21 protein-coding genes and 1 other RNA gene are annotated in these 26,863 nt (G+C 69.2%); 8 read left to right on the top strand and 14 right to left on the bottom strand.

Going from position 1 to position 26,863, the window contains the following annotated elements:
* Nucleotides 1-337 precede the first annotated feature (337 nt).
* Nucleotides 338-1,954 (bottom strand): ATP-binding protein, encoded by a 1,617-nt coding sequence (locus BM339_RS10930; protein ID WP_075020767.1) that lies wholly within the window; start codon nucleotides 1,952-1,954, stop codon nucleotides 338-340.
* 724 nt (nucleotides 1,955-2,678) lie between these two features.
* On the opposite strand from BM339_RS10930, the gene fxsT reads away from it, so the two are divergent.
* Nucleotides 2,679-5,210, top strand: coding sequence for an FxSxx-COOH system tetratricopeptide repeat protein (fxsT, locus tag BM339_RS10920; RefSeq protein WP_075020765.1), 2,532 nt, complete (start codon nucleotides 2,679-2,681; stop codon nucleotides 5,208-5,210).
* Between the two features lie 2 nt (nucleotides 5,211-5,212).
* Here the strand turns inward: fxsT and BM339_RS10915 are convergent, their stop codons facing one another.
* The 3 genes from BM339_RS10915 to BM339_RS10905 form a co-directional block, all read right to left on the bottom strand.
* Nucleotides 5,213-6,454: an FxsB family cyclophane-forming radical SAM/SPASM peptide maturase gene (locus tag BM339_RS10915; protein ID WP_075020764.1), complete on the bottom strand. Its 1,242-nt coding sequence runs from the start codon at nucleotides 6,452-6,454 to the stop codon at nucleotides 5,213-5,215.
* A 72-nt stretch (nucleotides 6,455-6,526) separates the two neighbouring features.
* A complete protein-coding gene (locus tag BM339_RS10910) occupies nucleotides 6,527-7,063 on the bottom strand; it encodes a GNAT family N-acetyltransferase (protein ID WP_033330221.1) in 537 nt (178 codons plus the stop codon).
* Nucleotides 7,064-7,106: 43 nt separating this feature from the next.
* Nucleotides 7,107-8,177: a hypothetical protein gene (locus BM339_RS10905; RefSeq protein ID WP_075020763.1), complete on the bottom strand. Its 1,071-nt coding sequence runs from the start codon at nucleotides 8,175-8,177 to the stop codon at nucleotides 7,107-7,109.
* Nucleotides 8,178-8,297: 120 nt separating this feature from the next.
* Between BM339_RS10905 and BM339_RS10900 the strand changes: the two genes are divergently transcribed.
* Nucleotides 8,298-8,927 carry a hypothetical protein gene (locus BM339_RS10900; RefSeq protein WP_083597542.1) on the top strand — a complete coding sequence of 210 codons (630 nt, stop codon included), beginning with the start codon at nucleotides 8,298-8,300 and terminating at the stop codon, nucleotides 8,925-8,927.
* On the opposite strand, the gene BM339_RS10895 is transcribed toward BM339_RS10900, so the two are convergent.
* A complete protein-coding gene (locus tag BM339_RS10895; protein WP_021593025.1) occupies nucleotides 8,893-9,705 on the bottom strand; it encodes an isocitrate lyase/PEP mutase family protein in 813 nt (270 codons plus the stop codon). The genes BM339_RS10900 and BM339_RS10895 overlap by 35 nt on opposite strands.
* Nucleotides 9,706-9,782: 77 nt before the next feature.
* Between BM339_RS10895 and BM339_RS10890 the strand changes: the two genes are divergently transcribed.
* Nucleotides 9,783-10,685 (top strand): LysR family transcriptional regulator, encoded by a 903-nt coding sequence (locus BM339_RS10890; RefSeq protein WP_021593026.1) that lies wholly within the window; start codon nucleotides 9,783-9,785, stop codon nucleotides 10,683-10,685.
* Nucleotides 10,686-10,752: 67 nt separating this feature from the next.
* Here BM339_RS10890 and BM339_RS10885 read toward each other — a convergent pair whose 3' ends face one another.
* On the bottom strand, nucleotides 10,753-11,358 hold the full coding sequence (locus BM339_RS10885) for a VOC family protein (RefSeq protein WP_075020762.1): 606 nt from the start codon (nucleotides 11,356-11,358) through the stop codon (nucleotides 10,753-10,755).
* A gap of 116 nt (nucleotides 11,359-11,474) precedes the next feature.
* On the opposite strand from BM339_RS10885, the gene BM339_RS10880 reads away from it, so the two are divergent.
* From BM339_RS10880 to BM339_RS10860, 5 genes are all read left to right on the top strand, one after another.
* Nucleotides 11,475-12,317, top strand: a complete 843-nt coding sequence (locus BM339_RS10880; protein ID WP_075020761.1) for a helix-turn-helix domain-containing protein — start codon at nucleotides 11,475-11,477, stop codon at nucleotides 12,315-12,317.
* Between the two features lie 90 nt (nucleotides 12,318-12,407).
* Nucleotides 12,408-13,004, top strand: coding sequence for a dihydrofolate reductase family protein (locus BM339_RS10875; protein ID WP_256255323.1), 597 nt, complete (start codon nucleotides 12,408-12,410; stop codon nucleotides 13,002-13,004).
* Between the two features lie 99 nt (nucleotides 13,005-13,103).
* Entirely contained in the window at nucleotides 13,104-13,985 is an 882-nt protein-coding gene (locus tag BM339_RS10870; protein WP_021593030.1) for a DUF4231 domain-containing protein, read from the top strand.
* A gap of 58 nt (nucleotides 13,986-14,043) precedes the next feature.
* The gene (locus BM339_RS10865) at nucleotides 14,044-14,550 is read left to right on the top strand and encodes a hypothetical protein (RefSeq protein ID WP_075020759.1); all 507 of its coding nucleotides are present in this window, start codon (nucleotides 14,044-14,046) and stop codon (nucleotides 14,548-14,550) included.
* A gap of 138 nt (nucleotides 14,551-14,688) precedes the next feature.
* Nucleotides 14,689-16,632, top strand: coding sequence for a methyltransferase domain-containing protein (locus BM339_RS10860; protein WP_143118354.1), 1,944 nt, complete (start codon nucleotides 14,689-14,691; stop codon nucleotides 16,630-16,632).
* On the opposite strand, the gene BM339_RS10855 is transcribed toward BM339_RS10860, so the two are convergent.
* From BM339_RS10855 to ftsE, 8 genes are all read right to left on the bottom strand, one after another.
* Entirely contained in the window at nucleotides 16,596-17,801 is a 1,206-nt protein-coding gene (locus BM339_RS10855) for a M20 metallopeptidase family protein (protein WP_075020757.1), read from the bottom strand. The genes BM339_RS10860 and BM339_RS10855 overlap by 37 nt on opposite strands.
* A 236-nt stretch (nucleotides 17,802-18,037) precedes the next feature.
* Nucleotides 18,038-20,197 carry a WD40 repeat domain-containing serine/threonine protein kinase gene (locus tag BM339_RS10850; RefSeq protein ID WP_143118353.1) on the bottom strand — a complete coding sequence of 720 codons (2,160 nt, stop codon included), beginning with the start codon at nucleotides 20,195-20,197 and terminating at the stop codon, nucleotides 18,038-18,040.
* Nucleotides 20,198-20,523: 326 nt separating this feature from the next.
* Nucleotides 20,524-20,896: a transfer-messenger RNA gene (ssrA, locus tag BM339_RS10845) on the bottom strand.
* Between the two features lie 307 nt (nucleotides 20,897-21,203).
* The gene (locus BM339_RS10840) at nucleotides 21,204-23,087 is read right to left on the bottom strand and encodes a penicillin-binding transpeptidase domain-containing protein (protein ID WP_024934345.1); all 1,884 of its coding nucleotides are present in this window, start codon (nucleotides 23,085-23,087) and stop codon (nucleotides 21,204-21,206) included.
* Nucleotides 23,088-23,141: 54 nt separating this feature from the next.
* Entirely contained in the window at nucleotides 23,142-23,633 is a 492-nt protein-coding gene (gene smpB, locus BM339_RS10835) for an SsrA-binding protein SmpB (protein WP_021593035.1), read from the bottom strand.
* Between the two features lie 31 nt (nucleotides 23,634-23,664).
* Nucleotides 23,665-24,879, bottom strand: a complete 1,215-nt coding sequence (locus tag BM339_RS10830; RefSeq protein ID WP_024934344.1) for a S41 family peptidase — start codon at nucleotides 24,877-24,879, stop codon at nucleotides 23,665-23,667.
* A 56-nt stretch (nucleotides 24,880-24,935) separates the two neighbouring features.
* Nucleotides 24,936-25,841: a permease-like cell division protein FtsX gene (gene ftsX, locus BM339_RS10825; RefSeq protein ID WP_021597770.1), complete on the bottom strand. Its 906-nt coding sequence runs from the start codon at nucleotides 25,839-25,841 to the stop codon at nucleotides 24,936-24,938.
* A gap of 135 nt (nucleotides 25,842-25,976) precedes the next feature.
* Nucleotides 25,977-26,666 carry a cell division ATP-binding protein FtsE gene (ftsE, locus tag BM339_RS10820; RefSeq protein WP_021597771.1) on the bottom strand — a complete coding sequence of 230 codons (690 nt, stop codon included), beginning with the start codon at nucleotides 26,664-26,666 and terminating at the stop codon, nucleotides 25,977-25,979.
* Nucleotides 26,667-26,863: the final 197 nt, after the last annotated feature.

Here is a 26,863-nt window from a genome sequence, read left to right as displayed (position 1 = left end):
CAGCCCGGTCGACCTTGACAATCCACTTTCGAAATATGCCCAGCAAATTGCTGCCCAAGGCCATACTGCGCACAAGGTTCCACCAGGAGTCGCCAAAATGCCCGTCCGTCGCGCTTTCCCGGACAGGCACGCCAGCGGCCCCGGCAGACCAGGAATCCTAGCAGCCACCGCAATTGACGGGCACCACGGATCGCAATGATTTATCGAGATGCCGATCCGCGGCGGTGGCCATCCCAGCCAATCAGACGAAAGGGATATACGCCTTCATAGTGGATAGAGACCTACAGAGCATGCCTCACGCGTGGCGCACTGAGAAGTAAGTACAGAATCCGTGCTTCTACGCAGGACTGGACAAAGCTCGCTTGGCGTCGAGGGCTTCGCGGTTCTTGCTGTCGTGGCCGAGGACGTCCTCGAACACCGCGCGGGCGGCGCGCGTCCGCCCGGACCGCCAGAGCGCCTGCCCGAGGGCGGTCTGGACCGAGAGCTCGTGCGGGAGCCGGCTCGCCGCGGCCTGGAGCTGGCGTACCGCCTCACCCGGATCGCTCGGCAGGAGCACCCGGCCGATTCCGGCCAGGAGCCAGCCCACCGCGGCGTTGTCCGGGACGGCCTCGAAGATCGCAGCGGCCTCGCGGTAGTGCACGACGGTCGTGTCGGCGTCCCCGCGTTCGTGGGCGATGTCGCCGAGAAAGGTCGTCGCGTCGGCGAGGACCCGGAGATCGCCTCCGCCGCACGCCCGGGTGGCCGCCTCGGTGTGCCGGCGGGCGAGTTCGGAATCGCCGGTGGCCAGGGCGTGGTGAGCCTGCCGGAGACGCGCCGAGGGCCCCGGCCGGCGGATGGGGACGGCTCCGTCGCCCAGGCGCTCCACGGGTTCCATGAGGCGCGGATGCAAGAGCTCGTAGTACCGGTCACCGTCTCGGAGCCTCGCCCGGATGAGGTGGGCGTCCTGCACCGCGTCGACGACCGCTCTGGGCATGGCCTCGCATGCGCGGGCCAGCGAGACTCCGGCGCGTCCCTCCGGACCACCGAACAGCGAACGGAACCAGGAGAAGAGCGTCCCGGCGGGGAGGCTCTGATCGGCGGCGATCGTGGCGAGCCTCTGCGCGCAGAAGTCCTCTAGAACACGGTTCACCTCGGCGCGCAGGCGGTCGGCGGACACCTCGGTATCGCCGTTCAGCTCCTCCCAGAGGCCGGCGAGGACCAGGTGCAGGAGCACGCCTTCGACGCGCGAGATGACCTGGACGCCGCCGGTCGACCGGACCGTCCGGAGCTCCCGCACCAGCGCCGCGGCGATGCCCTCGCCGGGGTGGTCGGCGCGGTGGAGCAGTGCCGAGGCCGACTGCCGCGCCGCCTGTGGCGCCAGCGGCTTGAGCTCCCGGGTTGCTGGAGGGGCCTCGCCGAGCCGGCCGGCGAAGTCCAGCGCGGCGTCGATCGCGTCGTCGCGGACGACCAGCAGCAGGTGCAGGTCGGGCATCTCCTTCGCGGCCGTCGCCAGCTCGTCGAGGAAGTCCTGGCGGTGCCGCTCGTGCCGGTCGGACGCGCGCAGCAGCGCCTCCAGTCCGTCGATGGCCCCCAGCATCGGCAGCGGCCGGCCGAGCCGGTCCCTGCGACGCTGCTTGCGCAGGAAGGCCCCGATCGTCAGCTCGGAGATGTGGACCGGGGACTCGCGCGGGTACCAAGAGGCCAGCACGGCGAGCCGGAAAACGTTGTGCTCGGCCAGCGCGGCCACCGGGAAGGACGGCCGATGCGCCAGGTGCGCCACGGGCAGGACGTGCGCCCCCTCGGCATCGAGGGACGGGATGACGCCGGCGCGCAGCAGGGAGGTCTTGCCGACACCCGCCATGCCGTTGAGGACGAGAAGCCGATTGCGCTTCCACAGGGTCGCGATTTCGGCTATCTGCTGATCGCCGCCGTAAAAGATCTCCCGGTTCGGCTCCTCGCGCGTTCGCCCGGGCACCTCAGGGCCGGGTGGACCAAGGGAAGACTGCGCGATCATCGTTCCGTCCCATGAGCAGGCACCCGTTTGGAGGATGACACCGGCCGCCTCACCCGAGCGTAACGCATGGCCGAACGAAACGACCGGACAATGTGACGGCGGCGCATTCCGGCCTCAATGTCCAAAAAACATGAGTCGGTCGGCCGTTATCTCCGCCCTTCCGGCCGTACCGTGATCGATCTCAGTTCAGGATGCGGGCACCCTGTTCGCGAACTCGAGGTCCGCGGACGTCCGGTCGTGGGCGCACTTGTTGTCGAACGAGCGCCCCAGGGAACCGTGACGGGCCAGCTCAGCACGCACCCTGCGGAGCCCGGGACTCGTGGCGCCGACGGCGGGCCCCGTCCGTACGCCCTCGCTGGGCAACAGGAATGGGAACTTGGACATTGGCCTCTCCCTGATGTCTTCGCCGGTGCGAGTCCATTGGCAGATCATGGCAGGCCGCCGCGAAGCGACCGCGGTCATGATCTCAGAAAGTACGGTAAGACGCCAGAGTTGAAATGTCCACAGAATTCGGCCAGCCCGAAAGAGGCGAAGAGGGAACGACCAAAAGTGACACACCCTCTCCGTGTCACGTGACACATATCTAAATCGCCGACTTCAATATACTGTCTTGGTTGGTGAATTTGCTTGACTACGACGTGATGCAGCTCGCTTCGCAGTCTCCAGCGTGATGCAGGGGGATCGAGTGATCAGTTCACAACCGGACCAGTCGACCATCACGGATCGGATCCCCCAGGTCTGGGGGAAGGTGCCACCCCAGAACAAGAACTTCACCGGCCGCACGGATCTGCTCGCCCGCTTGCGCAACGGCCTGGCCAACCAGGTCACCGCGGTCGTCCCGCATGCCCTCCACGGTCTCGGCGGCGTGGGCAAGACGCAGATGGCGGTCGAGTACGCCTACCGCTACAGATCCGACTACGACCTGGTGTGGTGGATCCCGGCCGACCAGCCCGTGCTCGTCCGCTCCTCCCTCGCCAGCCTGGCGCAGCACCTCGGCCTGCCCTCCGCATCCGTGAGCGGTGTCGAGGACGCGGCCAACGCCGTGCTGGACGCCTTGCGCCGAGGAGAGCCCTACACCGACTGGCTGCTGATCTTCGACAACGCGGACGAGCCGGAGGAGCTCACCGACGTCCTGCCGCAGGGCCCCGGGCACGTCCTGATCACGTCACGCAACCACCGCTGGGCGGGCATCGTCGACGCCGTTCCGATCGATGTCTTCACCCGCGAGGAAAGCGTGGAGTTCCTCACCAGGCGGATCCCGCGAGGAATCACCCCGGAAGACGCGGACCGGCTCGCGGAAGAGCTCGGGGACCTGCCGCTCGCTCTGGAACAGGCCGGCGCGCTCCATGTCGAGACCGGCATCGCCGTATCCGAGTACCTCCGGCTTCTCACGCAACGCACCAGCCAGTTGCTCTCCCAAGGCAAGCCGACCGAATACCCGGTGTCCATGACCGCCGCCTGGGCCCTTTCGGTCGCCAGTTTGGAGGAGAAGCTGCCGGAGGCCCTCGATCTCCTGCGTTACTGCGCGTTCTTCGGTCCGGAGCCGATCCCACGGGACGCCTTCAGCAAGGTGGTCCGCGGGCTGAGCCCCCAGCTCTCGAACCTCATCGAGGACCCCATCCGGCTCGGCCGCGCCATCGGGGAACTCGGACGCTTCGCCCTCGCGAGGCTGGACATCCCCGCCCGGACGATCCAGGTGCACCGGCTGATCCAGGCTCTCGTGCGGGACGAGCTGCCGAGCGCGGAACAGGACCGTCTCCGCCATGAGGTTCACGTGCTGCTGGCCGCGTACACCCCGTCGGACCCGAGCAACGCGAACAACTGGAACACCTATCTCAACGCGCTCGGCCACTTCGAACCGGCCGGAGTCGCGCAGTGCCAGGCCCCGGAAGTGCGCGAGCTCGCGCTCAATATGATCACGTATCTCTACTCGTCGGCGGACTTCCCGTCCGCCCGCTCCTTCGTTCAGTCGTTCATCGACGAGTGGACCGCCACGTCCGGCCCCGACCACGAGGACGTCCTGAAGCTCCACGTCGAACTGGGCAACCTCCTGCGCGAACTCGGCCAGTACGAAGAGGCGGCCGAACTCAACCGGCAGACGCTCAGCACGGCCGAAAAGGCCCTCGGCCACGACCACGACACGACCCTGCGCGCTCTTCGCGGACGCGCGGCGGACCTGAGAGCGAGCGGCGACTTCCAGCAGGCCCATGAGATCGACGAGGAAACGCTGCGCCGGTACGAATCCAAGTTCGGAGCAACGGACTGGAACACCTGGCGCGCCGTGAACAGCGTGGCGCTCGACTATGGCCTCAAGAGCGATTACACGAACGCCCGGACGCGCCTTGAGAAGGTGCTGCGCGGAGTGCTCGCCGAAGACGGCGCGTCCTCGGACCCCAGTTCCTACCTCAACATCTACACGGGGCTTGTCAGAACGGTGCGGCTCGGCGGGGACTATTCCGAGGCCTGCGACCTCGGCGAGGACGTCTACGCCTTCGGCATCGAGCAGTTGGGCCCCGAACACGCCTGGACGCTGCGCGCCGGCAAGGACCTCTCCATCGCCTGGCGCCGCGCCGGGGACTACGACCGCGCCCTGGAACTGGCCGAGGAGATCCAGCAGCGCTACGTGCGGATCTACGGGCTGGACCACCCGGACACCCTCGCCGCGGCCGTCTGCCTCGCCAACATCCGGCGGACGATCGGCGAGTTCCAGGAGGCCTTGGTCCTCGCGGACGACACCGTCCGCCGTTATCCGCGGATCTACGCCGCCGAGCACCCCTACAACCACGCCTGCGCGGGAAACCTGGCCGTCCTGCGGCGCATCACCGGGGATCCGGAGATAGCCAGGAAGCTCAACGAGGACGCCTTGGCGGGCCTGGAGGTGAAGCTGGGGCGCGACCACCACTACTCGCTCACCGTCGCCATCAACCTGGCCAGCGACCTGGCCGCCATCGGGGAGACGGAGTCGGCGTACCGGCTCTGCTCGGGCAGCCTGCGGCGGCTCCGGGCGCTCCTGGGCGACAACCACCCCCTGACGCTGGCGGCCGCCGCGAACACCGTCGCCGACCTGCGGGCGCTCGGACGGGACGACGAGGCCACGGCGCTGTACGACGACACCGAGGAGCGCTACCGCCGCACCCTCACACTCGACCACCCCGATGCCCGGGTCTTCCTGGAGGGACGCCGGCTCGACGCCGACTTCGACCCGCCGCCCATCTGACCTCAGACCGCGGTGGCCACCGGCTCCGCCGCAGAGAGGTCCAGGTCGCGGCTGAGCACGTCCCGGATGTGGGTGATCAGTTTGAGCAGGTCCTGGCAGTAGACGGACGGGTTGCGGAAGCCCGTGCCCGACCGGTAACGGTGCGGGTAGAGGCCCGCGCCGCAGACCTCGTGCGCCGCGCAGGCCAGGCACTGGTCCGACAGGGCCCGCCGCCCGATCTGCCGCGCGGCGACGGACGGCAGCGACAGGACGGTGTCGAACGGGTCGCGCGACACGTGCAGCCGCGTGCCCGCCGCCCCGTCGTACGCCGACTTCAGCGAGTCGACCTGCTCGATCTCGCCGTTGGTCTCCACCACGACCACCGCCACCGGGGACAGCCCGACGGCCTCGCTGGCCGACATCCGGCCGAACAGCAGCCGGATGATCTCGCTGAACAGCCGGATGCGCACGTCGTCCGCCTCCGCGGCGTACCACCGGTCGAAGATCGCGATGAGCCAGTCCCCGTAGGGCGTCGACTCGTCCGGCGGCCGTCCGGGAGGCGGCGTGTCCCAGTTCCCGTGCGGCAGCAGGAAGTCCATCTCGGGCGGCTCGAAACTCAGGAGCGACTCGTAGGTGACGATCGGGTCGTTGCGCAGTTCGATGGTGCTCAGCACCCCGCCGAACAGATGCCGATAGTTCGGCCCGGTGAGGCGCTCCAGGCCGTCCCGCACCGCCTGGTAGCTACCGCGACCGTCGGCGCGCCGCCGGTGCAGGTCGTGGCCGTCCTCGTCACCGTCCACGCTCACGCCCACCGAGACGCCGTGCTCGGCGAACAGGTCGAGGAACATCTCGTCCAGCAGGACACCGTTGGTCTGGACGCTGAAGCCGACGCGCACGTCCGGCTCCGCCGCCGCGACGATCGTCTCGATCGCGTACCCGAGGTGCTCCGCGCCCGCGAGCAGCGGTTCGCCCCCGTGGAGCACGACCTGGACGTCGGGGATCCGGTTCGTCCGCGCATGCTCGGCGACGCGCCTCGCCGCCCATTCGAGGACCTGCCGCGACATCCGCCGGGGCTGCCGCCGCCAGCCCTGGTCGGCCATCTCGTACATGTAGCAGTAGTCGCACGCCAGGTTGCATCTGCTGTGGACCTTGAGGATGAAGTCGCGGATCGGCGTGGGCCGCCAGCCGTCCTCCAGGAGTCCGCGCACGTCGAGTGCGCCCGGCCACTCGATCGTCTGGCCGGGTTCTTCATTGCGGACGCCCACCTGCTGACCCCCAGGAGATCAAGACACGGCGCTGCGCTTCTAATTTTGTAGTGATATGTCTAGTTCACAAGATCAATAAACGCGATCGACGCCCTTCGCGAGCGCCCACCGCTCGTGGTCCCGCCATTCCCCGTCGATCTTGATGAACCCGGGAGAGAACCCCTCCCTGCGGAAACCGAGCCGCTTCACCAGCCGGACCGACGCGTCGTTCCCGGGCTGGATGTCGGCCTCGACGCGGTGCAGTTCCAACCGCTCGAAGGCGTACCTCACAGCGAGCGCGACCCCTTCGCTCAGGTATCCCTGTCCCGCGTAGGGCAGGAAGGCCGCGTACCCCAGCATGCCGCGCTGGTAAGAGTCGCGGACGATCCCGTTGATGTTGACGAAGCCGGCCAGGTCTCCCCCGTCCCGCAGGCAGACCACCATTCCGACCGCAGTGACCTCGTCGAACCGCGCGAGATACGCCGAGAACTGCTCCGCCGACACCGGCGGATTGACCCAGGGCCGATGGAACGCGGAACTGGCACACGCCAGCTCGACGAACCGCGCCTCATCCTCGGCCCGCACCCGCCGGACCGCCACCCGGGCCCCCACCCTCAACTCCACGCCCACCCGCGAAATCTACGCCACCCGCCCCAGCGCCGGTGTGTCGTGTTCAGGGGCTCCCCTGGTCCGCGGGGGATGGTTCGTACCCGAAGCGGGAGCCTGGCGGCGCCAGAGCGGTGAGGCGTTCCAGCATGCGCTCGGTGTTGGCCCCCCACATCTTGGAGAGCACCCAAGTGCGGTCGCCGTCGTGGAGGGGGGACTCCAGAAACCAGCGTCGCAGCCGTTCGCTGAATCCCGGATAAGCCGTCGCCAGAGCGTCCGCAAGGTCCTCTCCGGTCAGCGTGCCGTCGACCGAGATGAACTTGGAGTTGGGCAGTGCCTCGGCGAGCTGTTCCGCTGCGACGCCGGCCCGGTGGAGGCCCGTCACCATGGCCAGGACGGCACGCCGCTTGCGGAGAGGCTCGGTGCGTCCATCCGGAGTGGTGATCACGTACGGCGTCCAGTCGCGGCCGTCGCCGGTGCGCGCCGCTCGCGCCCGGGTCTCGCGGCGCCTGAGCTGGATCGTCAGCTCGCTCGCTTCCGGGAGTGGGATGACCTGCTGGACGTCCAGCAGGAGCCGATCGCCCACCTTGTACGGGGTGAGACGAACGCACTGGATGTCCAGCCCGTACACCTCGGTCAGCCAGAGGACGGTCGTGGTGATCTCGCGGTCGAAACCGCCGGAGACCAGCACGATGCGGACCTCGCGGCTGAGCACGGTGTTCTCCCCGTCGGCCTCCTCCAGCCAGTCGGTGAGGCGGGAGTGCGCCTCCTCGACGGCGGACGGCTCCACCCGCGCCAGGTACCGCTCGTAGTGCTCCACCAGGTCTTCGAAGGTCATCGCGGAGATCATCGCGGCGTACCGCAGCGCCTGGAGCTCCAGATGGCCGCCGTCCTCGGTCCGCTTGAGCTCGAAGACGACGAGATGCCCCTCCCGGTCGATGCCCAGAAGGTCGATGCGGCGGCGGGCGTCGGTGAAGGCTCCGAACTCCTCGGAGACGATCAGCACCCCGTCGGCGATGGCGCTGATGCGAGCGCGCAGCAGGCGTTGCAGGTCCGCCCGTTCGAGTACCTGCTCCGCCGTGAAGGTGGACGAGGGCACCGGTACCAGCGATTCGGGCGTCATTTCGAACAGCGGCATGGCTTCGGTCCCTCCCTGGCCGGCGTCGAGCACTCAAGGGAAGCACAACATCGAAAGCGTCGTATTACGGAGCGCTTACGGGATCTGGTGGGCGGGGCTTGTGGTTCTACGATCGCGGGGGTGTGGAGCATCGGAAGGTTGGTTCTGGTAGTCGCCGCGCCGCTCGTCCTGGCCGTGGCGGGGTGGGTTCACCCCCACGGACTGTCCAGGGGGACCGCGGAAGACTGGGCTCACCTGCATATCGTGCTGCTGCCTGTGTTCCCGCTGCTGCCGGCCGGATTGCTGGTGGTCCTGTGGCATCGGCCTCACCGCAACATCGCGGGCGTGGCCAGCGGGGTGGCGTGGGTCGCCGCGTTCGCCTATGCCGCCTACTACACAGGGCTGGACGCGGTCGCCGGTATCGCGGCGGGGACCACCGTCGAGCACGCTCCGCAGACCGCGGATCTGGGAGCGCTGAAACAGCCGCTCTACGACACCGGCGACGCACTCGGGCATATCGGTGCCTACGCCCTCATCGTCGCCGTCGTGGCCGCCGCGGTCGCGTTGTGGCCGCGGCACGGCGTCCGCGTTCTTCCAGGCACGGCCGTCCTGCTGGTATCCGGCTGGTCGTTCATCGACAGCCACATCTTCTGGCCGCGCGGCGTGTTCACGATGCTGGGATTCGCGTTGGGCTTCGCTCTCCTCGACTGGGCGTCCAGGACGAGCACGGTGCCTGCTACCGGACGAACGCCGGGAGCAGGTCGGACATAGGCGCCACGTCGGTCACGAAACCGAACCGGCCTTCGCGCATTTCGCGGGCGCCGTCCAGGAACGAGCGCATGGCCAATCTGGAGAGCGCGCCGCCGATGCTCACCCGCCGCACGCCGATCTCGGCCAGTTGGTCCAGGGTGATCGAGGGGTCGGCGAAGCCCATCACGACGTTGACGGGCTTGCCGACGGACGCGACCACCGTGCGCATCTGGTCCAGGGTGCGCAGGCCGGGCGCGTACAGGACGTCGGCACCGGCCTCCTCGAAGGCCTGGAGGCGCCGGATGGTGTCGTCGAGATCGTCGATCCCGTAGAGCAGGTTCTCGGCTCGGGCCGTCAGCACGAGCGGGACGGGCAGGGTCCGGGCGGCCTCCACGGCCGCGCGCACCCGCTCGACGGCCAGGCCGAAGTCGTAGATCGGGCTGCGCCGGTTCCCCGTCGTGTCCTCGATGGACGCCCCGACGGCGCCGTGCGCGCAGGCCTCCGCGATCATCTTCGCCGCCTCGGCGGGGTCGTCGGCGAAGCCGTTCTCCAGGTCGGCGTTGACGGGCAGCGGGGTCGCCTCGTCGATGGTGCGGCAGTTGTCCAGGATCTCCTGGCGGCCCGCACGGCGCCGGCCGTGCAGGTTGGCGACACCGAGGCTGGTGGTGGCGAGTGCCTCGAAACCGAGGTGCGCCAGCAGCCGCGCCGTCCCGGCGTCCCACGGGTTCGGAAGCAGCAGCGGTTCGGGGCGCTGATGCAGGGCCTGGAAAGCGGTCGCTTTGGCGGCTTGATCGGTCATGTTCCCAGCCTCGCCCGCGAATCGGCCATCAGTCAAATGCATGTTCCCGATGCGATTCATCAGTAATACTGATGGGGATGACCATCGACGAGATCGAGACGTTCGTGTGCATCGCCGAGGTGGGCGGGTTCACCGAGGCGTCCACGCGGCTCGGACGGTCCCAGCCGGCGATCAGCCGGCGCATCCGCGAGCTGGAACGCTCGCTTGGCGCGCCGCTGTTCGACCGCACCGGCCGCCGCGTCGCCCTCACCGAGGCCGGGAAGGCGCTCCTCCCGCACGCCCAGGCGGCGCTGGCCGCCGTCCGCGACGGCGAGCAGGCCGTCCGGGACGTGGCGGGCGAGGCGCAGGCCCTGAGCGTCGCCATCGTCGGAACGCTCGCCGACTCGCACATCGTCGACGCGCTGCGCGCGTTCGAGGCGCGTTTCCCGGATGCCCCCGTCGACCTGCGGACGGCCACGAGCCGCGAGGTGAGCGTCCTGGTCCGCACCGGTGAGGCCGCGCTGGGGTTGCGCTACTTCCCCGATCCCGATCCCGCGCTGGAGTCCGTCCCGCTCGGCGCGGAGCGGCTCCTGGTCGTGGTGCCCGCCTCGCACGAGATCGCCGAGCGGCGGATACCGGATCTGGGGCCCCTCCGGGACGAGCGCTGGCTCGGCTTCCCACCCGAGCGCCTCCAGCCCGACTCGTTCGGGCACGTGCTGCGACGGCAGCTGGCGGCGGCCGGGCTCGCCGACCCCTCCATCACCCTGATCGACAGCCTCACCGCGCAGAAACGCCTGGTGGAGGCCGGGCTCGGGGTGGCGCTCATGCCGCTCAGCGGCATCCGCGAAGAACTGCGCATCGGCAGCCTGCGCACGGTCGAGGTGCAGGGCCTGACAGCGGAACTGCCCGTGGTCGCCGTCCGCCGGAAGGACGGCTACCAAAGCCGCCTGACGAGCGCGTTCCTCGCAGAGCTCAAAGCCCACACTCCTGACCTGCGCTGACCCGATCGGCCACCGCGACACCGAGCCCACGGGGCGCCCAAGCGTGAAGGCGTGTGCGGCGGGCTGACTAGCTGAGTGTCACCGGCCCGTTCGGCCCTTCCAGGCGTGCGGCCAACGACGGACGCGCGCCCTCTCGTACGTTCAGCTCGACCCCGAGGGCTGACACATCCTTCCGCGCGGCCTCGGGTTCGGGATGGACGGCGTCGAACGAGAGCAGGCGCACGACGGGGAGTTCACGCGCCGGATGAGGCGTTTCGCCCCAGTCGATGAGGAACGGCACCGGTCCCGTCCGGGGCGCCGTCAACCTCCACCGCAGCAGTTCCCCACCGGGACGTCGACGCGACATCTCCTGGGCGGGCCCGGGGTCGTACCCGGCCGCCCGAGCACGATCGATGGTCCCGTCCAGATCGTCGGTGGCCACGGCCCAGCCGACCAATCCGGGCCCGGTCAGATCGTCGATCCCGAACAGCCGAGGCCCCGCCGGATCGGGCTGCCCGGGGTCCGGTCCGATGACCTCAAGGAAGGCTGCACCGCCGAGGCCCAGCAGGTGGTTCCGGGTGCCCTTGCCGACGTGCGACCCGCCCGGCACCGGCCGCACCCCGGTCAGGCGTGCGACGTCCTCGACCGCCGCGGCCAGATCGGGGGCCGCGTACACCAGATGATCAAGATTCATTCCGGGACCGTAACCCGGGCGCGCCACCTCCCGGAAGGAGGAAGGCACCCCCGGCGGCCCCCGGACCCGACCGGGGACGGCCACACTGAGCCCATGGAAACGGCCACACTGAGCCCATGGAATACGTCGGCAGGGTGCCCGCCCCACCCCTCGATCGCTTCATCGACGACATCTACTGCCTGACCGGGGTGCCGCACCACCACCGCATGGACGTCCCGCCAATGCCCTCGGCACACCTGTTCATCAACCTGGGCGGCCCTACACGCCTATGGGATTCCGACCCTTCGGTACCGTCGGCGGCGCTCAGCGACGGATGGTTCATGGGCCTATGGACCCGACGTTTCCGCTACGAGTACCCCAACCCGGTTCGGCTGGTCGGGGTGCACTTCAAGCCTTGGGGGCTGTCACCGTTCGTCGGCATGCCGGCGTCCGAGCTGCGGAACCGCTGGGTGCCGGTGGACGACGTCTGGCGACGGTCCATCGACCGGATCCGGAACCAGGTGGGCGACGTGACCTCGCCCACCGAGGCACTGCGGGCAGTGGAGACGGAGTTGCTGTCGCGGCTCGCCGAGGCGCCCTCGCGCGGCCTCGGCCTGGTCCTGCACACCGGTCGGCGTCTGGAGGCCTCCCACGGCGCGATCCCGGTCCGTGCGCTGGCCGAGGACGCGGGGGTGAGCGGCAACCACCTGGCCGCGCGGTTCACGTCTCATGTCGGGGTCACCCCGAAGCGGGTGGCGCGGATCTACCGCTTCGCTCGGCTGATCCTTTCCGTGGACGCCCGGCGTCCGGTCGACTGGTCGGACCTCGCGCACGCGGCGGGCTATTACGACCGGGCCCATTTCACCAGGGAGTTCAAGGACTTCACCGGCCACACCCCGACGGAATTCCTGGCCCTGCGGCGCCGGTTCCCGGCCGAGGAGGGGTTCCCGCCGGACGCCGGCCCGATGCCCGCGGAGTGATTTCTTACATGCCCGGCCGCGGCCGGGAACGACAAGATCGGAGAACGGAGGCGCAGGAAGACTGGAGGACGACCCGTGGGCACAGTGATCATGCATAGCGTGACGTCGGTGGACGGCTTCATCGCCGACGAGAAGGACGACGTCGGGCCGCTCCACGACTGGTACTTCAACGGCGACACCCTTATCGTCGAGGCCGGCGGGTACGACCACTCCGGAGCCGGAAGCGGCTTCAGGGTCTCGCGGGCATCGGCCGAGTACGTCGGGGCGATGTGGCGGTCGATCGGCACGATCGTGATGGGCCGCCACCTGTTCGACCTGGTGAACGGCTGGGAAGGGCGGCCACCCACGGGCGACCACGTGGTCGTCGTGTCCCACCGTCCGAAGCCCGAAGGCTGGCACCCCGAAGCGTCCTACCACTTCGTCGATGACGTGACGGCCGCGATCGGCAAGGCCCGCGAGCTGGCCGGGGACCGTGCCGTCGCCGTGAACGCCGGCGACGTGGGCGGCCAGGCCCTCGCCGCCGGCCTCGTGGACGAGGTGGCGATGGACGTCGTGCCGGTGGTGTTCGGTGCGGGCAAGCGCTACTTCGGCGCCATCGCCGCCCAGCGCCTCCTGGAGGACCCCCATGTGGTCGTCCAGGGCGAAGGGGTCCTGCACCTGAAGTACGGGGTTCGCCGCCAGCTCTGACGGCCACGGCAGGCTAAAGGGCTATCCGAACAGCCACTTCGTTGGCCCACTGTCAGGTTTTCCCTAGACGGGTGCCCGTGGTTGGCCTCACATGAGGATGTGGAGCTGATTTCAGAGGTGGAGTTCCCGGCGTCATATCGGGCCGCCGATCGCTGTGCGCAATTGGGGCAGCAGAGGCTTCTCGTCGCCACCAGGCTCCGGCTGGCCGCACTCGTCGCCGCGGCGCTCTTCGGGGCTCTGAGCCTGGAGAGCGGACGCTTGGACCTCGCCGCCTTCGGAGCCGCCACGGCACTGATCGTGGCCCTGGTGACCGACGTCTATCTGCTGACCGTGCGGCCGGACCGGCATTGGTACGCGGCGCGTGCCATGGCTGAGTCGGTCAAGTCGTTGGCGTGGCGCTACCTGGTCGGGGGCCGTCCCTTCGACCAGGGGGACGAGGACGGGCGCCACGTCGACGAGCAGCTGCTTCGCCGGTTCGGCAGCATCGCGGACGCTCTCCGGGGCGTCGTCGTGGTGCCGCCTCCTGAAGGGGGGCTGGAGGTCACGAACGCGATGCGGCAGATGAGGGCGCTGCCATTGGACGAACGACGGCATGCCTACACGCTGGGCCGGATCAATGATCAGCGCTCGTGGTACTCCGCCCGGGCGCTTCTGAACGAGCGGCGAGCCGCCAGGTGGTCGGTCGTGCTCGCCGTGGTCGAGGCGATCGGGCTCGTCTGCGCCGTGCTGAAGGTGGTGCAGTTGGTCGACATCGACCTGGCCGGGGTGGCGGGCGCGCTGGCCGCCGCGGGTGTGGCCTGGCTGCAGACCCGGCAGCACCATCAGCTGGCCAGCGCCTACGCGGTCGCCGCCCAGGAGCTGGCCGACATCGCCTCGCGCGCGCACTGGCCCGAGACCGAGGCGGAGTGGGCGCATTTCGTCGACGAGGCGGAGGAGGCGATCTCGCGTGAGCACACTCTCTGGTGGGCATCGCACAGCTGATCCCGCCCCGGCCGGACGCGTGGCAGGATGGCGCCGGGGCAAGGATGGTGATCGTTTGGTGGCACGCATCGCCGTGACCGGCCATCGGGACCTGACCCCGCGGTCGGCTTTCACGGTGGAGGCGCGGATCCGGGAGCTGCTCGGTTCCCGTGCCCCGGAGTTCGTGGGGGTCTCCTGCCTCGCGGAGGGCGTCGACCAGATCTTCGCGAACGTCGTCCTCGAACTCGGCGGGACGCTGGAAGCGGTGGTCTGCGCCGCCGACCGTCGTCATGCGCTTCCCGTGTCCGCGCGGGCGCTGTACGACCGGATGCTCGCCGCGGCCACCGTGATACGCCGCCTCCCGTTCTCCAGCTCCACCTCGCACGCCCATCAGGCGGCGAACGCCGTCATGCTGGAGTCGGTGGACGAACTGATCGCGGTCTGGGACGGACGGCCGGCGGCGGGACGGGGCGGCACGGCGGAGGTCGTCGAGGAGGCCCGGCGCCGCGGCATCCCGGTCCACCGGGTCTGGCCGCCCGGCTCCGCGCGATCTTCGCGCAGGTCCGATGAGGCCCGTCTCAATTGACCGGACCGCATATGGCCGAGCAGCCTGCTGACAGCAAGAACAAAAGACCGTAGCATATCCATTGCACTCCGTGACATCTGCGTCATGTGAATCCGATCAATAAACCGAAAGACTGGATGGGCCTTGGATCGCATACGAGTGTTTCTCGCCTGGTCTCAGCAGGTTTCTGAGGAGAGCGCCCTGAACAAGGCTCTCGACATTGTGCGAAAGCAGCTCGCCGAGCGCGACTACGATGTGTACGACTGGAGCCAGCAGCAGCACATCCGCAATATCGGCGCGGAGATAGAGAACCAGCTCCTCCAGTGCGACCTGATGATCCTGGAGGGGTCGTCGGGCCGGCCCAACCTGGCATTCGAGGTCGGCTTCGCACGGCGTGCGGACATTCCTGTCATCGTTTTGAAGCAGGAGGACTCGGAGGCTCTTCCAGAGGACTTCGGAGCACCCAAATACCTGCAGTATCCGAACGACGCGAGCTGGGAAGCGAACTTCAAGCGCTTCGAGACGGATCTGCGCAAGCTGCTCGATGCGCTGCAGAGCGGCGCACTCAGCCCGGGACATCGAGAGCTTCGCCGCGCACGCTCCGAATTCCACCACGGCGTGCAGCAGGTACTGGACAACTATCAAGGCGATCACGCCCACCTGCACCTGATGGACGGCCTGGTCAAGGCGATGGCGAGTGGGATCCGCGAGGGCGGGCAGTCGATCATCGCCGCGCACTCCGACTACTACGTGCGGATGTTCAACGCCCTGCAGAAGCGTCCGAACCTCCAGGTCAAGGCGATCGCCGACCTCACCGACGACATCGAGCCGTTCTGGAAGTCCAGCAAGCCGGACCTGACCACTCCCGTGGGCGAGCGCGTCTTCCTCGTCGACTGGAAACTGTTCTTCGAACGCGAGTCGGAACTGTCGCGCTACATCGACACCTGGCGCAAGGAGCTCCTGCGGCACAAGGACTACAAGATCTTCGTCGCCACCAAGGACGACATCGACCCGCGTGCCCGGCACCCGTTCAGCACGGAGACGGTCGGCCTGAACCTGCTGCTCATCGAGGACGACGCCACCTTCGGCGGCTACCGCCGCAGCCGGGACTTCAAAGAGCAGCAGATGTTCGTCGTGGAGCACGATGAACACCGCTGCGAGAACGCGCGGGTGTTCTACAACGCGGTGGTGGAGGGCGCGGTCCAGTTCGATCCGGCCGACGACTTCGTGAGCCTGAAGCGCAAATGGCTGAGCAAGCACCGGATCGGCCAGTGGGACTTGGCCTGGAACCAGCAGACCGAGCGCCGGCCGCCGGCCTACTTCGACCGGTACGACCAGCACGTTCGATGCTGGATCCCGCCCTACAACGAGTTCATCTCCGAATGCGCCGCGGCAGTGGCCCGCGAGATCCTGCACATCCGCCAGGGCACCGGCAAGCCGGTGGACCTGCTGGAGGTCGGGCACGGCACGGGCAGCCTGACCGCACTGATCCTGCCCTGGATCAAGCACCTCAGCGAGCCGTCCGAAGCCCTCGGCGACCTCCCGCCGGTCGGCCGCTACTACGCGGTCGACCGCGCCGAGCAGATGCACAACATCGCCCGCGAATACCTCGGTGACGACGTCAACGCCCGCGTCCACCTTCTCAAGCAGATCGCCTGGCAGGGCGTGCGCGAGGATCTCCGTTACGACGTCATCTTCGGGTCCCTGGTGATGCACTTCATGCTCGACCGCGCCACCGGACCCGTCAGCGCCGACAGCTTCTTCAAGGAATGCATCCGCCGCCTGCAACCAGGCGGAAGCCTGGTCTTCTCCGATTCGTTCGGCATCGACGAGGGTTCGGGAATCGACTCCGGCGAAGCGGCCGGGCAATGGCGCGACGCCATGGTCGCGCACGGGCTGTCGGAAGACTACGCCAGCGGGTTCATCAGCGGAAACGCCGACATGATCGGCGCCTTCTCCTGCGAGGAACTCCGGGAGAGCGCCATCCGCACCGGACTGATCCCCGTGGGCGAGCGCTCGGTCGGCGCCATCCCGTTCTTCAAGGTCATGACCTTCCGGCGTCCCCCTCAGGAGGCCGGGCCGACCGACAGTCCCGCGACGTAACCCAGGGCCAGCGCCCTGGCCGCCGCGGCCACGGCACCGTCGGGCGGCAGGAAGTCGGACTGGTGCAACGGCGCGGGCTGGAACTCCGGCGCACCACGCAGGCCTACGAAAATCATCAATGCCGGGCAGACGGTCCTGTAGTGGGCGAAGTCGTCGCCGCCGCAGGAACGCCAGGGCGGCGCGAGCCGGAAACCGCCGATCGCGGCGAGCGACCGAGCTGCGAGCGCCGCCCTGTCGTCGTTCACCAGCGCCGGTTCGCTCTTGGGAAACGTCAACTCGGCGGTGCAGCCGTGCGCCTCGGCGACACCGGTCGCCATCCGCCTCACGGCGTCGCGCAGCCGGTCCTGGTCACGCTCGTCCAGGGCGCGGAAGGTGACCTTGGCCTCCGCCTCATCGGGAATGATGTTCTCCGTCGAGCCCGCCCGCACGCTCCCGACCGTCAGCGTCGCCGCCCGAGTCGGATCCACCTGGCGTCCGACCAGGCCGTTCAGCCCGACCACCAGGTGGGCCAGCGCCAGCACGGGATCGGTGGCCTGATGCGGGTAGGCGGCATGCCCGCCCGCCCCCTTGATCACGATGTGCACCGCGTCGGCGGCGGCGTTGACGGCCCCCGGCTCGATCCCGACACCGCCCCAGGGCAGCTCCGGATGGACGTGCACGGCGATGGCGGCCCTCACCCCGACCGCCAGTTCCGGATCGTTGACCAGCGCCAGCGCCCCGGACGGATGCCGCTCCTCACTGGGCTGGAACACCGCGGTGAGCCTGGCCGGCAGCCCGTCCCGCATCCGGTGAGCAGCACGCACCAGGGCGACCAACGCCGCGAGATGCACGTCATGACCGCAGGCATGCATGTTCTCACCCGTAGCGGCGTACGGCGCCCCGGTCCGTTCTCTGATCGCCAGAGCGTCGAGCTCGGCCCGAACCCAAACGGCGTCGTGGGACGCGTCCCCAATCGAAACCAGCCGTCCCGTCCCGGCGAAACTCCGCCCCTGGACAGGAAGGGAATCCTCGATGAGCGCGACCGTGGCATGCTCTTCCGACCCGAGTTCCGGAACGCGGTGAAGCCGATGACGCAGTTCGACCGCGGCTGGAATTTCGTCGGCCAGCAACCTCAGCAGTTCCTGCAGGGTGTCGATCGCGGGTGGGGCCAGAGAACCGTCAGCGGTCATGTCACGATGCCCTATCCGTTGACTACCGAGGCCCAGAATGACAGGCACACCAAACACTGCCAAGAGACACCGACATGCCGGCAAGCGATGTCGCCTCCAGGCAAGGTGACCGGCTCGGCCCACGCCGGAGCGTGAGTTGATCTTGAACGCGGAGCCCGACTATCGATTTCCGGGTGTGGATCGGGCCTGAAAACGTCCGCGATCAGGGATCGCTCTGTTGCCGATCGGCGAACCGGTCAGCCGGAGAGGTTCCAGATCCGGATCGTCTTGTCCTCGGAGCCGCTGGCGATCTTCTTGCCGTCCCGGCTGAACGCCACCGAATTGACCTGGCCGGAGTGTCCTATCAGGTTCGCGCGGATTCGCCTCGACATGACATCCCAGAGCCTGATGACGTTGCCGAGCCCCCAGCTGGCGATGGTCTTGCCATCGGGGCTGTAGATCACATTGGCCACCAGATCGCCCTCGGCCCGGTCGAAGGCGAGCGTACTACGGCCCGTCGCCACCTCGTAGAGCCGGAGGCTGTGTGTCCCGTCAGAGTCGGGCACGGCAAGCGTCTTGCCGTCGGGGCTGAACGCGACGTCATCGCCGGTGGCATCGGTGATCATATGGACCGTGCGCCCCGTGTTGGCGTCCGACAGCCGGACCTCCCTGCCCCGGCCCGGATTGGCGAGCAGCCGGCCATCGGGACTGAACGCCACATTGCGGAACCCGTTGCCGTCGGGCAGCCCGACCTTGACCCGCCGCGTCGCCGTATCCCAGATCGTGACCGTGCCGCGATTCGAGACACCGGCGAGTGTCTTACTGTCCGGACTGAACGCCAGTGACTTCATGATCGATTTGCTCTGGGTCATGGGGCCGACCCGGCGCCGGTCCGCCACCCGCCAGAGGTAGGTGGTGGCCTCCCCGACCCGGTTGCCACCGCTGGCGAGCCACTTCCCGTCGGGACTGAACGCGACCGTGTCGACCGACGACCCGCCGATCCCGGGTGGACTGACCAGCATGGCAAGGCGCTTTCCGCTACCGGCGTTCCAGAGCCAGGTCTTGGCGCCGCCGATGATGAGATCGTCGTCCGTGCTGGCGAGCAGCGCGCCGTCGGGGCTGAAAGCCACCGACGTGACCCGGTGCGCATGGCCGGTCAATTGGATCGCGTTGGTGATCTCGACGGGAGTGCCCGGCCGGCCGGTGTCGCCACCGTTCGAGTCCGCCGTACGCGCAGGGTTGGACCCGGCGGCCGGAGGCGAGCCTTGCTCTCCCTCCCGCCCGCCCGGCACGAGCCACGCCACGGCGGCGAGCAGAACCATGGCGACGGCGCCGGCCCCGATCAGCAGGACGGTACGCCGCCCGGATCCGCGCCTGCTGGGCGGCACGGAGGAACCCTTGGACGGGCCGGAGTGACCAGGCGGCAACGTCGCCCCGGAAGCACCGGTGTACGGCTGCGGCGGATGACCGGCATACGCTCCCGGGTATCGGCCCGGCGGGACCGGTGCGCTCAATGCGCCTGGGGTGCCGGGAGACGAGAGCAACTGGTCGGTCTGGGGGTCGGCCTCGCTCCCGCCCGCCGGTGCGTACGATCCCTGTCCACCCTCGGCCGCCGATGCCAGCAACCGTTCGGCCTGGTCCAGCGTCGGGCGCTGGTTCGGGTCCTTGCGCAGCAGCGCATACAGCAGCGAGGTGAGGCGGTCGGCCTGTTCCGGCGGACGCGGATCCCGGGTGAGCACGGCGGACAGAACCGCCATCACGCTCTCGCCCTCGAACGGAGGCCGGCCTTCCACAGCCGTGTAGAGCGTCGCGCCGACCGACCACAGGTCCGACGCGGCAGAGCCGCGTTCGTGCTCCGCTTGCTCGGGTGCCATGTACGTGGGCGTGCCCATGATCACACCCGACCGGGTCAGCTGGGCGTCACCGGCGAGGCTGGCGATGCCGAAGTCGGTGATCACCACGCGGTCGCCGTCGAGGAGCACGTTGCCCGGCTTGAGGTCGCGGTGGACGATGCCAGCGTCGTGCGCGACTCGCAGCGCGGCGAACATCGCCCCCGCGATGGCGGCGACACGCTCGACGGGCAGGGCGCCGTCGGCCCTGATGGCGTCGGCGAGCGAGCGACCGCTGACGAACTCCATGACGATGAGCGGAGCGCCGTCGTGCTCGATGACGTCATGCACCGTGACGATTCCGGGGTGGTTCAGCCGACCGGCCGCGCGGGCTTCCCGCATAGCCCGCTGGGTGAGCACTTGCCGCTGTTCATCGGTGATGTCGGACGGCAGGAGGAGCTCCTTGATCGCCACTTCGCGGCCGATCAACTCGTCCCGGCCGAGCCAGACCCGGCCCATCCCTCCGGCGCCGAGCACTCTGGCCAGGCGATAGCGCCCAGAGATCAACATTCCCTGTGAAGCCGCCACGGCTCGTGACTATAGGGATATACCGTCCCCTGAGCCGCTGGACGAGAATCTTGGTATAGCGAGAGACACATCCGCCCTCGTGGTCTGCGCTGAACCGCCCCGAGACTCCACCGAAGGCGGGCCGGGCACATCACCATGCGAGGTCGGTTTCCACACACCATCAAGTCCGCCATAGGGCGCAGTCGACTCGACCGCTCATCGGCAGAAGCCAACGCAAAGCCCTCGGCGTCGGACAGGGAAGGCTCCAGGCGGGTCAGCCGAAGTCCGATGGCGCGAACAGCAGAACGGCCCGACCTATGTTTCGGTCGGGCCGCATCTGTGATTACGGGTGGAGGTGGCGGGAATCGAACCCGCGTCCTTCGGTGATGGGTCAGGGCTTCTCCGGGTGCAGCCTGCTTGGCGTTTTCTCAGCCCCGGCGCTCACGCAGGCGTGTCGCCGACGGGCTCAGTCGCTGTTGGGTGTCCCTACCGGCCCCGCGACCGGGCCGGCAGGTGGAGTCTCCTTACGATGCCAGACCCCGGGTCGGAGACGCTCCCGGGCTGACAGAGTTCACTCCTCGCTCAGGCGGCGAGGGCGAACTCGGACTGCTTCTTGTTGGCAGTTATTGGTTTGCTGTCACAGGATTTACGAGGTCACGACAGCAACCCTCGACCCGCTTCCCCTGGCTCGAACGACCGAAGTCGAAGCCGGTCACCCCCATGTTCAGTTGTCAAAGCGAGCGTCCGGGGACGTCCGCACGATGACGGTACAAGCATAACGTGCGGGCGGGCAATCGGATTCCCCGGCGGCACACGTGAACCCCGGTGGGTGCGAACGGTGTCGCGCCCACCGGGGTCGACCGGCAGGGTCGGGCCGGTCCGGACGGCGGAGCCTCCCCCGAGACGAGGCTCCGGTCTCATCACGGCGACTGAGTCCGCAACCCCCCAAGCGGAGTCTCAGTCACCCGTAAAGACGCCCGGAGAGCACGGGATGGTTGCGTCCGGGTCGTAAAGAGCTCACAAAGCCCTATCCGCCGAGGAACCTCGCGGCGATGGCGGGGGTGTTGACGGCGCCCTCGACGGCGATGGCGAAGGCTCGGTCGCCGCTGGAGCCGACGAACCAGGAGACGGTCTTCTCGCGGCCGCCCTCGGTGTAGGTGGCGAGGGCGGCGACACCGCCGGAGACGCGGGCGCCGCGGGCGTTGCCGCGGGACGCGGTGCGGCCCAGGGTCCTCTTGAGGTTCGAGATGGACTCGGACGGGGGGCTCTGGGCCTGCGGCGCCTGGGCGGTCGTGGACGGCTCCTTGAAGACGTAGGGGGGCCGCCAGGTGCCGCTGTACGCGGCGGCGGCCACCATGGCCATCGCCAGGGGGCTGACCTGGACGGCGCCTTCGCCGACCATGGCCGCGGCCTTGTCGCCGTCGTTCGCGGGCACCGGAACGGAGCCGGTGAAGGCGGGGACGCCGAGATTCCAGTTCTTGCCGATCCCGAGCGTGGACGCCTCCCGGAGGAGGGCCTGGGCGTCCACCTTGCTGCTGAGCTGCGCGAGCGTCGTCTTGCAGGACGCGGCGAAGTGGTTGGCGAAGCTGCCGTCGGGGCGGGCCTGGTTGGTGAACGTCTTGCCGCCGACGGTGACGGAGGCGGGGCAGGTGGTCTCGGTGGACTGCTTCATACCGCCCTGGGAGAACAGCGACAGCGCGGACACGATGCCGAACGTGAGGCCGGGCGGGTAGTGGCCCTCGAAGGCGAGGTTGCGGCCGTCCGTCCCGTGGTTGGACACGGCCAGGACCTCGCCGGTGCTCGGGCGCACGGCCACCATGGACGCGGGGAGCCGCAGGTTCCGCAGGGCGTTGTCGGCCCGCCGCTGGTAGCCGGGGTCGAGCGTCGTCTGGACCTTCTGCGGCTCCTGGCCGGGCCAGGAGCGCAGCTCCTCGGTACTCTCGCCCGACTCGTCCTGGGCCACGACCCGGACGGTCGGCGTCCCGGCGAGGCGGCGCTGCTGGAGCAGCTGGATGCCGCTGACGCCGATCGTGTCGCCCGGCTGGTAGGGGGCGCCGACCTGCTGGAGCCGGTCGGCGGTGGCGGGGCCGAGGCTGCCGACCAGCTCGGGCGCGTACGCGGGCATGATCGGCGCTCGGACGCCCTGGAGCCGCAGGCCGGGGACGTTGGCGAGCCGCTGGATCAGCGCGTTGTGCGTGGGGACCTGCAGCGTCAGGAGCGGCAGGAACGTCTGCGGCGGGGCGGACCGGACGCGGCCGAGGAGGCGTTCGGCGTCCAGCCGCCGGCCACCGTCGATCTTGGTCTGCTTGGCGAGCAGGTCGAGGGTCTTCTGCGGGTCGGCGAGCTGCCCGGGGAACACGCCGATGTTGTAGGCGCCGGTCTCGCGCATCACCGACCGGCCCTGCGTGTCGGTGATCGGGGCGCGCTTCGGCGTCTCGGTCACCACGGCGAGCCGCTGGCCCGGCTTCAGCTTGGTGTTGATGATGGACGGGCTCCAGACGACCTTCCACTTGCCGCCGACGCGGCGCAGGTGCATCAGGCCCGGGTACTGCCACGGCTGCCCGTTCTCACCGAGGTCGATCTTCACGGTGAAGCGGGCGTCGGCCTCGTCGCCCTTCTTGACGATCTGGTCGACGCTGGAGCCCTGGACCTCGGTGCCGAGGGACAGCCGCAGGGACGCCGCGTCGAGCTGCTGCCGGACGCGGCTCAGCGCGTCCTCGATCTGCTGCCGGTCGCCGCCGACGGTCCGCCCGGCGGCGGCCTCGTAGTTGCCGACCTGCCAGGCGATCAGGAAGTCGCGCACGGCCGGCATCGCGGACGGCTCGGCCCAGCATCCCGTCGTCATGGTCCCGACCAGGGCGCCGCAGGCCGTCAGCGCGACCGCCCGGCGCCGGGTACTCGGACGCTGCATGACCGGGGCCCCGCCGCGGGCCCCACGCCGGCCTCGGATCGTCATCGACACCCTTCACCGTCTCCTGAACCGGGCCGCCGCCGCCTTCTGCATCTCCCGCTCGGCTTCCCGCTTGGCGATCGCCTGGCGCTTGTCGTAGGTCTTCTTACCACGGGCCAGCCCGATCTCGATCTTGGCCTTGCCGTCCTTGAAGTACAGGGACAGCGGGATCAGCGTCCAGCCGGGCTCCTCCGACTTGGCGATGATCTTCTGGATCTCGCGCCGGTGCAGCAGCAGCTTGCGGCGCCGGCGGGGCGCGTGGTTCGTCCAGGTGCCCTGCGTGTACTCGGGGATGTGGACGTTCTCCAGCCACACCTCGCCGTCCCGCACGTGCGCGTAGCCGTCGGCGAGGGAGGCGCGGCCGGCGCGCAGCGCCTTCACCTCGGTGCCCATGAGCACCATGCCCGCCTCCCACGTGTCGTCGACGTGGTAGTCGTAGCGGGCGCGCTTGTTCTGGGCGATGATCTTCCGCCCGGTGTCCTTCTTCCGCCCGGTGTCCCGTGCCACGTCATCCGTCCTTGTCCGGCGGTCGTCGTTCCTAGTCCGGCTGTGCCGCGCGCAGGCCGCGCAGCACCGCCCGGGCGCGCTGCTCGGCCTCCGCGGGAGGGCGGTCGGCCGAGACCGCCACGTCGGGTTCGATCCCGACCCCGTCGAGGCTACGGCCGCCCGGGGTGCGGTAGCGACCGACGGTCAGCTCGATCGCCGAGCCGTCGGCGAGCTTGAGGGTTTCCTGGACCGATCCCTTCCCGTATGTACGCGATCCTACGATCACCGCGCGGTCGCGGTCGCGCAGAGAGCCCGCGACGATCTCGGCCGCGCTGGCGGTGCCGGCGTCGACGAGGACGACGAGCGGCGTCCGCGCGTCGCCGGGCGCGGTGACCGCGCGCCGCTGGACGGGCGCGCCGCGCGGCTCGTACGTCACGACGGGGCCCGCGCGCAGGAACGCCGACGCCGTCTCGACGGCCTCGTCCAGGAGGCCGCCGGGGTTGCCGCGCAGGTCCAGCAGGACGCCGCCCTCGGAGCGCTCCGAGGGGGACCGCCCGGTGACGGCGGCGCGGACGTCCCGCCCGGTGCCGCGGGTGAAGGCGCCGACCCGGATCATCTGCGCGTGGTCGGGAAGATCGGTCACGGTGACGTCTCCTCCAGACACCGGTGTGCGGACAAGGTGGAACCGCTTGGTTCGATGCTCGCGCCGCACGGTCAGTTCGACGGGTCTGTCCGGACGTCCGCGTAACGCCCCGGCGACGCGGGAGATGTCCCAGCCCGCCACGGACGCGTTCCCGATGCCGGTGATGACGTCTCCGGCCCGCACGCCCGCACGCGCCGCGGGGCCGCCCGGCTGCACGCTGGCGACCAGCACGCGGGAGCCGCGGTCACCGGCGCCGAGCCACAGCCCGACGCCGCTGTAGCGGCCGGTCAGCCGTCCCTCGACGTCGTCGTACTCCCGGGCCGGGTAGTAGTGCGCCCACCGGTCACCGAGGCGGCGCAGCATCCCCTCGATCGCGGCGCGGTCGAGGTCGCCGCGCTCGACGGGCTTCGCGGCACGACCCCCGATCTTCGTCGCGGCCTCGTCCAGGACGGAGCCGCCGCCCGCGACGGCCGCGTGCCGCTCGGAGCCCGAGCCGCTCACCACCCCGGCCCCGTACGCGCAGCAGATCGCCGCCGCGACGGCGACCCCGCGCAGCAGGCTTCCGCGCCGCCTGATCAGCGGAGACACGGGCTCGGCGCGGACGCGGAGGGGGTCATGCGGCAAGTGTAGGGCCGCCGGCTGGGCCGGATCCGGCAGTTGCGCCGGATCCGGTCACCACGTCAGATTCTCAGATATCTGCGCAGCGTCAGGAACGACGAGACGGCACAGAGCAGCACGCCGAAGCAGATCGACACGATGATGACGAGGACGACCGTGCTCCAGCCGAGCTGGCTGACAAGCTGGACGTCCCCCGCGAGTCTGTCGACCAGGAGCTTCTTGCTGAACACCAGCAGCACGGACGCGAACAGCCCGCCGATCAGGCCGGCGATCGCGCCCTCCAGGATGAAGGGCATCTGGATATAGGTGTTGGACGCGCCGACCAGCCGCATGATCCCGGTCTCCCGGCGCCGGTTGAACGCCGACAGCCGGACCGTGTTGCCGACCAGCATCACCGCCGCGACCACCTGGATCAACGCGATCGTCAGCGCCGCGACCTGCAGGCCGTTGAGGATCCGGAAGAACCGTTTCAGGATCTCCTGCTCGTTGATCACCGAATCGACGCCCGGCTGGTTCAGCATCGCCTGCGCGACCGCCTTGTACTCCTCCGGGTTCTTCAGCTTCACCCGGAACGAGTCGGGGATGTCGCCCTCACGGGTGCTCTCCACGAAGCCCGGGGAGCCGGAGAAGCGGTCCTTGAACCGCTCGTAGGCCTGCTGCTTGGTCTCGTACTGGACGTTGGAGACCTGCGGCATCTTCTCCAGCTGCGCCTTGAGCGTCTGCCGCTGCTGGTCGCTGACGTCCTGCTTCTGGCAGACGGGGTTGGAGCTCGTCTTGGCGCACAGGAAGATCGACACCTCGATCTTGTCGTACCAGTAGCTCTTGGAGGCGCGGACCTGTTCCCGCAGGAGCAGCCCGGTGCCGAAGAGCGCCATGGCGATGGCGACGGTGATGACGAGGGAGATCGTCATCGTCATGTTCCGGCGGAGACCGATCCAGATCTCCTGGAGAACGAACTGTACGCGCATGCCTCGCTGTCCTTGATCGCCTGTTGTTCCACGGAAGCCCGGGGCGGCCGCGCGGTGCGGCGCGGGTGGCTCCCGCTTCCCGGATCGGGCCCTCCAGGTGTCGTACGACCGGGCGGGAACCGATGGTTCAGATGGTCAGTACGCCTGGCCGTACACGCCGCGCGACTGGTCGCGGACGACGCGGCCGTCCTCCAGCTCGACGACGCGCTTGCGGAACGCGTCGACGATCGCGGCGTCATGGGTGGCCATGACGACGGTGGTGCCGGTCCGGTTGATGCGGTCCAGCACCTTCATGATGCCGATCGAGGTGGCGGGGTCGATGTTCCCCGTCGGCTCGTCCGCCAGCAGGATCATCGGCCGGTTGACGAACGCCCGCGCGATCGCGACGCGCTGCTGCTCGCCGCCGGACAGCTCGTCCGGCATCCGGTGGGCCTTGCCCTCCAGGCCGACGAGGTCGATGACCTCCGGGACGACCTTGCCGATGAAGCGCCGCGGCTTGCCGATCACCTCGAGGGCGAACGCGACGTTCTCGAAGACGTTCTTGTTGGGCAGGAGGCGGAAGTCCTGGAAGACGCAGCCGATCCTGCGGCGCAGGTGCGGCACCTTCCAGTTGCTCAGCCTGCTCAGGTCCTTGCCCGCCACGTGCACGTGACCCTGGGAAGGACGCTCCTCCTTCAGGATGAGGCGCAGGAAGGTCGACTTACCGGAGCCGGAGGGCCCCACCAGGAACAGGAACTCGCCCTTCTCGATGGCGACGTTCACATGCTGCAGGGCGGGCCGGTTCTGGCTCGGATAGACCTTGGTGACGTTGTCGAAATGGATCACGGCTGCATCACGGCGGTTCGCTGTAGGGGTTGGGGAGCGGGCCGGCCCGCGGCCACGGAGGGGTCCGTGGTCTCATGCCTGCGCCGCCCGGCTTCACGGCCAGGTGGGACGCGGAGCCTTCGAGCAGTGTAGAGGGGAGAGGCGACCACCTCGTCCCACTCGGCGTGGTACGGGCGCCCGGGGCCGACACTGCGTCC

Source organism: Actinomadura madurae (genome assembly GCF_900115095.1).
Classification (GTDB): domain Bacteria; phylum Actinomycetota; class Actinomycetes; order Streptosporangiales; family Streptosporangiaceae; genus Spirillospora; species Spirillospora madurae.
This window is presented reverse-complemented; position numbering and strand designations above follow the sequence as displayed.